General features: G+C 47.4%; 9 protein-coding genes. 8 read left to right on the forward strand and 1 reads right to left on the reverse strand.

Translation table 11 applies throughout. From position 1 onward, the window contains the following. The 3 genes from ACTIE6_RS07235 to ACTIE6_RS07245 form a co-directional block, all read left to right on the forward strand. On the forward strand, positions 1–450 hold a 450-nt coding region (locus ACTIE6_RS07235), incomplete at its 5' end, for a sensor histidine kinase (RefSeq protein ID WP_439555999.1). A gap of 6 nt (positions 451–456) precedes the next feature. Further along, on the forward strand, positions 457–1,116 hold the full coding sequence (locus ACTIE6_RS07240; RefSeq protein WP_056286180.1) for a response regulator transcription factor: 660 nt from the start codon (positions 457–459) through the stop codon (positions 1,114–1,116). An 86-nt stretch (positions 1,117–1,202) separates the two neighbouring features. Further along, entirely contained in the window at positions 1,203–1,883 is a 681-nt protein-coding gene (locus tag ACTIE6_RS07245) for a type 1 glutamine amidotransferase domain-containing protein (protein WP_439556000.1), read from the forward strand. On the opposite strand, the gene rfbC is transcribed toward ACTIE6_RS07245, so the two are convergent. Further along, positions 1,884–2,435, reverse strand: coding sequence for a dTDP-4-dehydrorhamnose 3,5-epimerase (gene rfbC / locus ACTIE6_RS07250; RefSeq protein ID WP_439556001.1), 552 nt, complete (start codon positions 2,433–2,435; stop codon positions 1,884–1,886). 101 nt (positions 2,436–2,536) lie between these two features. Here rfbC and pyrF point away from each other — a divergent pair, with 101 nt between their 5' ends. The 5 genes from pyrF (at position 2,537) to ACTIE6_RS07275 (ending at position 9,811) form a co-directional block, all read left to right on the forward strand. Beyond that, positions 2,537–3,364 carry an orotidine-5'-phosphate decarboxylase gene (gene pyrF, locus ACTIE6_RS07255; protein WP_439556002.1) on the forward strand — a complete coding sequence of 276 codons (828 nt, stop codon included), beginning with the start codon at positions 2,537–2,539 and terminating at the stop codon, positions 3,362–3,364. A gap of 45 nt (positions 3,365–3,409) precedes the next feature. Further along, positions 3,410–4,639, forward strand: a complete 1,230-nt coding sequence (lysA, locus tag ACTIE6_RS07260) for a diaminopimelate decarboxylase (protein ID WP_439556003.1) — start codon at positions 3,410–3,412, stop codon at positions 4,637–4,639. 192 nt (positions 4,640–4,831) lie between these two features. After that, a complete protein-coding gene (gene clpB / locus ACTIE6_RS07265; RefSeq protein WP_439556004.1) occupies positions 4,832–7,435 on the forward strand; it encodes an ATP-dependent chaperone ClpB in 2,604 nt (867 codons plus the stop codon). Positions 7,436–7,715: 280 nt separating this feature from the next. Continuing rightward, positions 7,716–8,201 (forward strand): type 1 glutamine amidotransferase domain-containing protein, encoded by a 486-nt coding sequence (locus tag ACTIE6_RS07270; RefSeq protein ID WP_439556005.1) that lies wholly within the window; start codon positions 7,716–7,718, stop codon positions 8,199–8,201. A gap of 113 nt (positions 8,202–8,314) precedes the next feature. Beyond that, on the forward strand, positions 8,315–9,811 hold the full coding sequence (locus ACTIE6_RS07275) for an ATP-binding cassette domain-containing protein (protein WP_439556006.1): 1,497 nt from the start codon (positions 8,315–8,317) through the stop codon (positions 9,809–9,811). Positions 9,812–9,865 lie beyond the last annotated feature (54 nt).

Raw genomic sequence — 9,865 nt, forward strand, 5'->3', positions numbered from 1 at the left:
CTGGAAGCGATCGAAGAGTTCATTGATAAATTGGAGGAAGACAATAACCTGGTTATTTCCTTCCAATCCAGCACAGCCGAATTTCCGCGGCAGGGGCAAAAGCTCGAACTGACATTGTACCGCATTATGCAGGAACTCGTCAATAACGCAATCAAGCATGCGAGCTGTTCGAGTATCGAAATTGCGCTTGATATTGACGATAAAATGATCGGGCTGCGGGTTACTGATAATGGCGTAGGATTTGACCCGGATAAAATCAAAGAAAACAACCTGGCGGGACTGGGGTTATTAGGTATTGAAAGTCGGCTGGCTATTGTAAATGGCACTGTCCACTACGAAAAACCGGAAACAGGAGGATCAAGTGCCTGCGCGCGCATCCCGGTTATGCCGATTTCCGAAAACAAACCCGAGCCGCTACATCCCTTCCGAAGAGAAAAAGTGAATGCTTAAACCAATATGAAAACGCTTAAACTAGGCATTGCCGACGATCACGAACTATTCAGAAAAGGATTTATATCCATGCTGAGCGGCATTCCCGACTTTGAATTTATACTGGAAGCCGCAAACGGTCAGGAACTGCTCGACCGGCTGCCCGCCAATACACCCGATATCGTTTTCATGGACCTGCAAATGCCGGTCATGGACGGAATCCAGGCTACCGAAGCCGCCTTCGAAAGATTTCCGAATATCAAGGTGATCGTGGTTTCCATGTACAATGAAGACCGATTTGTAATTCACATGCTGGAAAAAGGCGTGCAGGGCTATTTGCTGAAAGATACCAGCCCCGACGAAGTTGAAAAAGCAATCCGCCGGGTTGATGAAGAAGGTTTTTACTATAATGACTTTGTGTCCAAAGCAATGCACCGCAAAATGGTGAACAGGCAGGTCAACAAACACCCGCTATTCCCGAATGCATGCAACGTGGCACTTTCGTCGCGGGAAAAGGAAGTATTGCAGCTGATCTGCGACGGACTCTCCACGCAGGAAATCGGCGATAAGCTGTTCATAAGTGTCAGAACCGTGGAGGGACACCGGCTTCGCGTTCTTGAAAAAACGGGCACAAAAAGTACTGCAGCGGCAGTTGCATTTGCCTATAAAAATCAATTATTATCCTGATCAATCTACCTGATTCTCTGGCGGGCGCTGCAAAGCTTTACCGGGATTTAGTATATTTCGCGCAGTAACCATTCCCGCTGCCCGCCATGAAAGTTCTGATCGTTTGCACCAACCACCAAAACTACCCTACCAAACCTTCCAGGACAGGATTGTGGCTGAGCGAAGTGACGCATTTCTATGATGTAATGGTAAAACGGCGCATTCTGATGGATTTTGCCAGCCCTGCAGGAGGTAATATTCCTGTCGATGAAAGGAGCTTCGACCTGAAAGATGAATGTAATGCGCGCTACTGGCAGGATGCAGATTTCCAAAACAAACTCCAAAATTCACTCCGGCCTGAGCAGGTCCACGCTTCCGATTACCGCCTGATCTATTTCGCCGGAGGCCACGGTGCGATGTGGGATTTTACAGAAAACACCGCATTGCAGGATATTACCCGGACCATTTACGAGCGAAATGGAATGATAGCTGCGGTAAGTCACGGCGTTTGCGCACTCTTGAATGTAAAGCTCTCAGACGAAACGCTGCTGATCCGCGACAAGTACCTGACCGGTTTTTCAAACATGGAAGAAACCCTGATGAGCTTTGTCAGCGAAGTACCGTTTTACCTGGAAGACAAACTCAAAGAAGGCGGCGCGCATTATACCAAATCCATGATCCCGTTTATGGAATTCATCGAAATGGACGAGCGGCTGATCACCGGGCAAAACCCGAGCTCGGCCAAGAAAATTGCCTCCAAAGCACTAGAAGAACTCTTCGAAAAATAATCAGGCGCTGATTACTTTATCAGGAAAAAGGGATTTCAATGTAGGTAATACAAGATCTTTCTCCGATACATTCGGGTTAGTAACACCCCAGTCAATATTCAGATCGGGATCATTCCACAAAATCCCGGACTCAGCTTGTTTGTTATAGATATTCGTGCATTTATAACTGAATATCGCATCTTCAACCGCTGCAAATCCGTGCGCGAAACCTTCGGGAATGTAGGCAAAATTGTTTTTGTCCCCACGCAGCTCGAATATCTCGTACTGACCGAAAGTGGGAGAATCCGGGCGGATATCGACAGCTACATCCAGAACAACACCCGAAATTACCCGCACCAGCTTACCTTGCGCGAACGGTTCATTCTGAAAATGCAATCCTCTCACAACACCTTTCTTTGAAAAAGACTGGTTATCCTGCACAAAGTGAGTCGGCAAGCCAAGATTTTCAAATACCTGTTTGTTGAAAGATTCAAAAAACATCCCCCGCTCATCTTCGAAAACGCGTGGGAAAATCTCTACTAAACCGGAAATGGATGTTTCTCGAATATGCATGAAAGTCTTGTTCTTGGTGATTATAGATGCGATCTTATTGTCAGGCAAATTTATGAATCTATTGCCAGACGTTGTAATTTCACCGCAATATTTCCCGAAACATGACTTATAAAGAACTGTCCGAGCAGATCCTGTCGAAACAAACCTACCTCTGCGTGGGCCTGGATACTGACATTCGCAAGATCCCTTCACACCTGCACCAGAGTGCCGATCCGGTTTTTGAATTCAACAAACAGATCATTGACGCGACGGCCGACTACTGCGTTTCTTACAAACCTAATATTGCGTTTTACGAGGCGCTGGGTGCAAAAGGCTGGGAAAGTCTGCAGAAAACATTGGAATACATCCCCAAATCGCATTTCACGATAGCCGATGCAAAACGCGGCGATATCGGGAATACTTCGGGATTGTACGCACGGACATTCTTCGACCCAAGTTCTTCGGGCTTAAACTTCGACTCGGTTACAGTTGCCCCCTACATGGGCAGCGACTCGGTGATCCCGTTTCTTGAATATGAAAATAAATGGGTTATCCTGCTTGCATTAACTTCCAATTCAGGCAGTTCCGATTTCCAGCGCCTCGAAGTTGGCGGTAACGCATTGTTTGAGCATGTTTTGAAAACCTCGCAGGAATGGGCCGGCGCGGATCAGATCATGTACGTAGTAGGCGCGACCCAGGCTTCGGAGTTCGAGAAAATACGCACCATTGTTCCCGATCATTTTCTGCTCGTTCCCGGCGTAGGTGCGCAGGGCGGCAACCTGGAAGAAGTTTCCAAATTTGGAATGAACAGCAGCTGCGGCTTGCTCGTTAATGCATCGAGAAGCATTATCTATGCGGGCAGCGACAAAGATTTTGCACAAAAAGCAAAACAGGAAGCACAGTCCATTCAACAGGAAATGGCGGGTTACCTCGATCTTTATTGCAAATAAACCCAACTACAAGAATCACGACATCCTTTTTTCATAGCTATCTCAATGCAAGTCGCAGAACAAAATACATTTTCCATTCAGAACATTGATCCGGTTGAACTCCTGAATACTTACGGGAGTCCGCTTTACCTATACGATGGCGGCACTATCCGCCGCAAAACAGGCGAATTGCAGGAAGCTTTTGCGGGTATTAATATGAAGATCAAATATGCCTGCAAGGCCAACACCAACCTTGCGATACTTCGCCTGATGCGTTCGATCGGTGTGGAGCTCGACGTAGTTTCGCCGGGAGAACTGGAAATGGGAATGATTGCAGGCTATACTGCAAGCCAGATTACATTTACACCGAGCGGGGTTCCTTTTGAAGAAGTAAAAGCAGCAGTAGACGCAGGTGCAATTGTGAATGTCGACAGCATTCCGCTGCTTGAATGGTTCGGACAAACTTACGGTAACACCAAACCTTGCCTGATCCGGATCAAACCAAACGTAGCCGCAGGCGGCAATGCGAAAATCATGACCGCGCACGCTGATTCCAAGTTCGGGATTTCGGTGCTTTTATTGGATCAAATACTGGAAGTTGTTAAAAGATACGATATCAAAATCATCGGTCTGCACCAGCATACCGGCTCTGATATCAAAGACGCAGAGCCTTTTTTGAAAGTGGCTGACATTCTTTTTGAAACAGCCAAGCATTTTCCCGACCTAGAAGTAATAGATTTGGGCGGCGGCTTTAAAGTTTCCTACCTGCCCGGCGATGCAGTAACTGATATGGCGCTTCTGGGTAAAAACATTTCCGAGCGCTTTGAAAAGTTCTGCAAAGAATACGGCCGCGAATTGCAACTCTGGTTTGAACCAGGCAAATTTCTGGTCAGCGAGGCAGGTTATTTACTGGTAAAAACGACCGTGGTAAAAGAAGATCCCGCGCGCAATTTCGTGCACGTTGATTCGGGTCTCAACCATTTGATCCGCCCGATGATGTACGGTTCCTACCACCACATTCTCAATCTTTCCAATCCAAATGGCGAGCCGAAGAAATACAATGTAGTAGGTTATATCTGCGAAACAGACACATTTGCAACAGACCGCGAACTGCCCGAAGTACGCACCGGCGACGTACTTGCATTTTTGAATGCGGGAGCTTATGGAATGACGATGAGCTCCAACTACAATGCTCGCATCCGGCCAGCCGAAGTGCTGATCGACAATGGAGAGGCAAAACTTGTAAGAAGACGCGAAACGCTGGAAGACCTCCTGAAAACACAAACCGACCTTTGAGGTTACAACAACAAATACGAAAGCTGCCTGCGAACCGGGCAGCTTTTATTTTGTCTTATATCCAGGAAAATAGTTGACATAATGTCCGCTTTTTCGAAGATTACAGAGCTTTAATGCCAAAATTTCCGGATTTACATTCCGGCACATGATTTTTCGTAACAAGGTAAAGTCAATTACAACGAAATCATCGCCATGAACTTTAACCAATATACCATTAAGGCGCAGGAAATAATCCAGCACGCTGCGCAAATGGCTCAGGGCAATCAGCAGCAAGCGATTGAAACCGGCCACGTGCTGAAATCGATTTTAGAGGAGGATCCGAATACCTCATTGTTCCTGCTTAATAAATTGAATATCAGTCCGGAAGTACTGAACAACAGACTTCAAAAGATACTCGACGGTTACCCGCGCGTAAGCGGAGGCCAGCCTTATCTGGGAAATGATATGGCGGCGGCAGGTGCCAAAGCGCAGAATTATCTGAAAGAATTTGGCGACGAATTTATCAGTATTGAGTTGTTGGTACTGGGTATCCTGAGCGGAAAAGATGCCACGGCTACCCTAATGAAAGAGCTCGGATTTGAAGAAAAGAAGCTGATTAATGCTATCAAAGAACTTAGAGGAAAAAACAACCCCGTGAAAGATCAAAATGCAGAAGCTAAATACCGGTCTTTGGAGCGGTACAGCAAGAATTTAAATGAACTGGCAAAAGCCGGCAAGATTGATCCGGTGATTGGCCGCGATGAAGAGATCAGGCGCGTTTTGCAGATATTAAGTCGCCGTACCAAAAACAACCCGATCCTGCTCGGAGAACCGGGTGTGGGTAAAACCGCGATCGTGGAAGGTTTGGCGCAAAGGATTGTACAGGGCGATGTTCCTGAAAACCTGAAATCGAAAACCATCGTGTCCCTCGATATGGGATTGCTGATTGCCGGCGCCAAGTACAAAGGTGAGTTTGAGGAACGTCTGAAAGCGGTGATCAAGGAAGTGACCGATTCCGAAGGTGAAATCGTGCTCTTCATTGACGAGATACATACCCTGATCGGTGCAGGCGGAGGCGGCGAGAGCGCAATGGATGCGGCTAACCTGCTGAAACCGGCGCTTGCCAGAGGCGAGCTGCACGCAATCGGTGCCACTACATTGAAGGAATATCAGAAATACGTTGAGAAAGACAAGGCACTGGAACGCCGCTTCCAGGCTGTAATGGTCGACGAGCCTAATATTCCCGATGCAATCAGCATTTTGAGGGGTATCAAAGAAAAATATGAACTGCACCACGGTGTGCGCATTCAGGATGATGCGGTAATCGCTGCTGTGGAGCTTTCAAACAGATATATCAGCGACCGCTTTTTGCCTGATAAAGCGATTGACTTAATGGACGAAGCTGCTTCCAAGTTACGCCTCGAAATGGATAGCGTTCCAGAAGAGCTCGACGAACTGAACCGCCGCATTATGCAACTTGAAATCGAGCGTGAGGCGATCAGGAGGGAAAATAACAAGGATAAGGAAACTGTGCTGAACAGGGAAATCGCCGATCTCAGCGAGGAGCGGAATACTTTGAAGGCACAATGGGAAAATGAAAAAGGGAAGGTAAATGAAGTCAGGACGCTGAAAGAGCAAAGCGAGCAGCTGCGCCTGGAAGCCGAGCAGGCTGAGCGCGCCGGCGATTTTGGTAAAGTAGCGGAGATACGTTACGGCCGGATCCCTGAAGTACAGCAAAAGCTGGCTGACCTTCAAAACTCCGAAAGCGCCGAAAGTTTGATGCAGGAAGAGATCAGGCCGGAAGATATCGCCGAGGTAGTAGCTAAATGGACTGGTATTCCTGTCAGCAAAATGCTGCAAAGTGACCGCGAGAAGCTGCTTCAACTCGAAGCGCATTTGCACCAGCGCGTAGCCGGCCAGGAAGAAGCAATTGGCGTAGTATCCGATGCAGTGAGAAGAAGCCGCGCCGGCTTGCAGGATGCAAAACGTCCGATCGGCAGCTTCCTTTTCCTTGGACCGACCGGAGTTGGTAAAACCGAGCTGGCAAAAACACTTGCTGAGTACCTGTTCAATGACGAGAATGCGATGGTCCGCATTGATATGAGCGAATACCAGGAACGCCATGCCGTAAGCCGGCTCGTGGGAGCGCCTCCGGGATATGTGGGTTACGATGAAGGCGGCCAGCTGACCGAGGCAGTGCGCAGGAAACCATACAGTGTGATTTTGCTTGATGAGATTGAAAAAGGTCACCCGGATGTTTGGAACATTCTGTTGCAGGTACTGGACGAAGGTCGGCTAACTGACAACAAAGGTCGCGTTGCGAATTTCAAAAACACGATCATTATCATGACTTCCAACATCGGCAGCCACATTATCCAGGAAAAATTTGCCGAAGATGAAGGCTGGAACCATACTTTGGTAGTTGAAGAAGCCAAGCAGGCGGTACTCGATCTGCTGAAAGCTTCGGTAAGACCAGAGTTCCTGAACAGGATTGATGAAATTGTTCTTTTTGAGCCACTTAGTCTGAAAAACATCCGCAAGATTGTGGATATCCAGTTTAAGGGAATTCAGAGAATGTTGCAGGAACAGGGAATTACCCTCGAAGCTACTGACGAAGCTTTGACCAAATTGGGTGAAGATGGTTTTGATCCCGCATTTGGTGCCCGCCCGCTGAAACGCGTATTGCAAAGAAGAATCCTGAATGAGCTTTCAAAAGGGATTCTGAGCGGCGAAGTAGCGAAGGATGCAGTGATTATGATGGAGCTGAATGCACAGGGCGAGCTCGTCTTTGAAAACGTAGGTGGCGTGGAGATCTAAATCCAGGAATAATTATGAATGGCAAGAGCGACTTTCGGGTCGCTCTTGTTGTTTGTGCCCGTTCCGAACCGCGATAGCACATTTCCCCAAGTGGGTAGCACAAGCGACGCTTAACTGATTACAGTCAGATCGAGAGCAGCATTACGGAATTGGCATAATTTTTGTACAATTAAATAATCAAATAATCTAACCCTTGCATCCGCACCTAAATTCCATGTTACAGCCGCTCAATTCAATTAAAGTCGCAATTCTTGTTGCAGACGGATTCGAACAGGTCGAAATGGCCTGTCCTCGAAAAGTCCTAGATCAAATGGGTGCAACAACCCATCTGATCTCCCCAAATAAAGACAATGTAAGGGGATGGAGCCACCTCGATTGGGGTGAAAAATACAAGGTAAATGTGCCACTGCAATTGGCGCGGCCGGAGTACTACGATGCACTCCTGATCCCCGGAGGAGTAATGGGAATGGACATTTTACGAATCAACCAGAAAGCGATTGAATTTGTACGGTCATTTTTTGTAAATGGAAAACCGGTAGCAGCTATCTGTCACGGTCCCCAGATCCTGATTGATGCGGATGTGGTGATCGGCCGCACGCTCACCTCCTACGTTTCAATTCAGCACGATCTGGAAAATGCAGGTGCTATCTGGATTGATCAGGAAGTAGTTACCAACAACGGACTCGTAACCAGCCGCACGACCGACGACCTGTCTGCATTCACGACCGCCATGATCAAGGAGTTTAATCTGGAAGTACACCAATAGCATTCATTCGCAGGCTATACACCGCAAAGCATTCCGGCAGGAGTGCTTTTTTTGTTTCCATTTACGGTCAAAGTTGTAATCTTTGCGCACCAATCAAAGTTCGCAATTACACAATGTCAGTGGTTTCCATTCAAAATGTTTCTGTCAGAAAATACGATACCGAAGTTTTATCAGCAATCAACTGGAACATCGAACCGGGTGAAAACTGGGCAATTACGGGACCGAATGGAGCGGGAAAAACAATTCTGCTTGAAGTAATTGCAGGCAAATGGCCGGTACTTTCCGGGAAGATCAGCTATGAATGGAATGCGCCTTTGCGCGAGGTGGTGGAGCTTGCTTCCAATGATTATTCTTTCAACCGCATTGTCAATGCAGGCGCAGAATATTACCAGCAGCGTTTTCACGCCTACGAAGCCGAAAGAGCGCCGAGCCTGCGGGCGGTTTTGACTGACCAGCTTAAACCTGTTGGTACCATCGACGAGAAGTCGGTGCAGTTGAAACCTTCTTCCGTAAGCGACGAAGATTTGCAAAAAGTGACTGAAATGCTCTCACTGACGCATTTACTCGATCACCCTTTTGTTACGCTTTCAAACGGGGAGACAAGAAGAATGCTTCTTGCAAAATCATTGTTGAAAAAACCTAAGTTGCTGCTGCTCGACAATGCATTCAGCGGACTGGATGTACATTCAAGAGAAGTGCTGCGCGATGCTCTGACCCGGCTTTCGCAGGAAGGTATCTCCATTATTATGGCAACTACCGCGACTGAAATCCCGGCTTGCATCACGCACGTGCTGGAATTGAATGCCGGTAAAATCATCACAAAAAAGCCGGTGGCCGACTTTCACGCAAACAGCAATGCACAATCGCAGCCAAAACCAACAGCCGAAAACCTGGCTGCATTCGGATCGCCTGCATTTACTGATTTTGAGAATGCATTCGATCTGCGGAATATCCGTGTGAAGTATGGCGCAGAATTGATTTTGGACAACGTAAACTGGAAGGTAGGAAAAGGCGAGAAATGGGCTTTGTCGGGCGCAAATGGTTCCGGGAAGTCTACGCTACTCAGCATTATCACGGCAGATAACCCGCAGCGTTTCGCGAATGATTTTGATCTTTTTGATAAAAAACGCGGCGGCACCGGCGCTTCTATCTGGGATATCAAACAGAAAATCGGCCACGTCTCACCCGAGCTGCATTTGTATTTTCCACGTAATACAACCGTTTTCAAAACCATCGCTTCCGGCTTTTTTGATGCAACCGGTGTGTTTTTCAAAAAGCTGACGGAAGAACAAATTCAAAGGGTACACCAGGTAGCCGAACTGCTGCACGTAGGACAGTTGATCGAAAAAGACTTTTCACAGCTTTCAAAAGGTCAGCAAAGAATGGTGCTGCTCGCGCGTGCGCTGGTCAAAAACCCGCCGCTGCTGATTTTAGACGAACCTTGCCAGGGACTGGATAGTGAGGCAATTGAATATTTCAAATCGGTCGTGAATGCAGTTTGTGATACCCCGGACAGGACATTGATCTACGTATCGCATTACGCGCACGAAATACCTTCCTGCGTGACCAGATTCATGAAGCTGGAAAAAGGAGTTGTAGTAGCAGACTAGTTTTTGAACCCGCCTTTTAAATTCATGACAATAGAAAGCGAGCTGCTGCCAAAA

The sequence above is a fragment of the Dyadobacter sp. genome (assembly GCF_051859145.1).
Taxonomy (GTDB): domain Bacteria; phylum Bacteroidota; class Bacteroidia; order Cytophagales; family Spirosomataceae; genus Dyadobacter.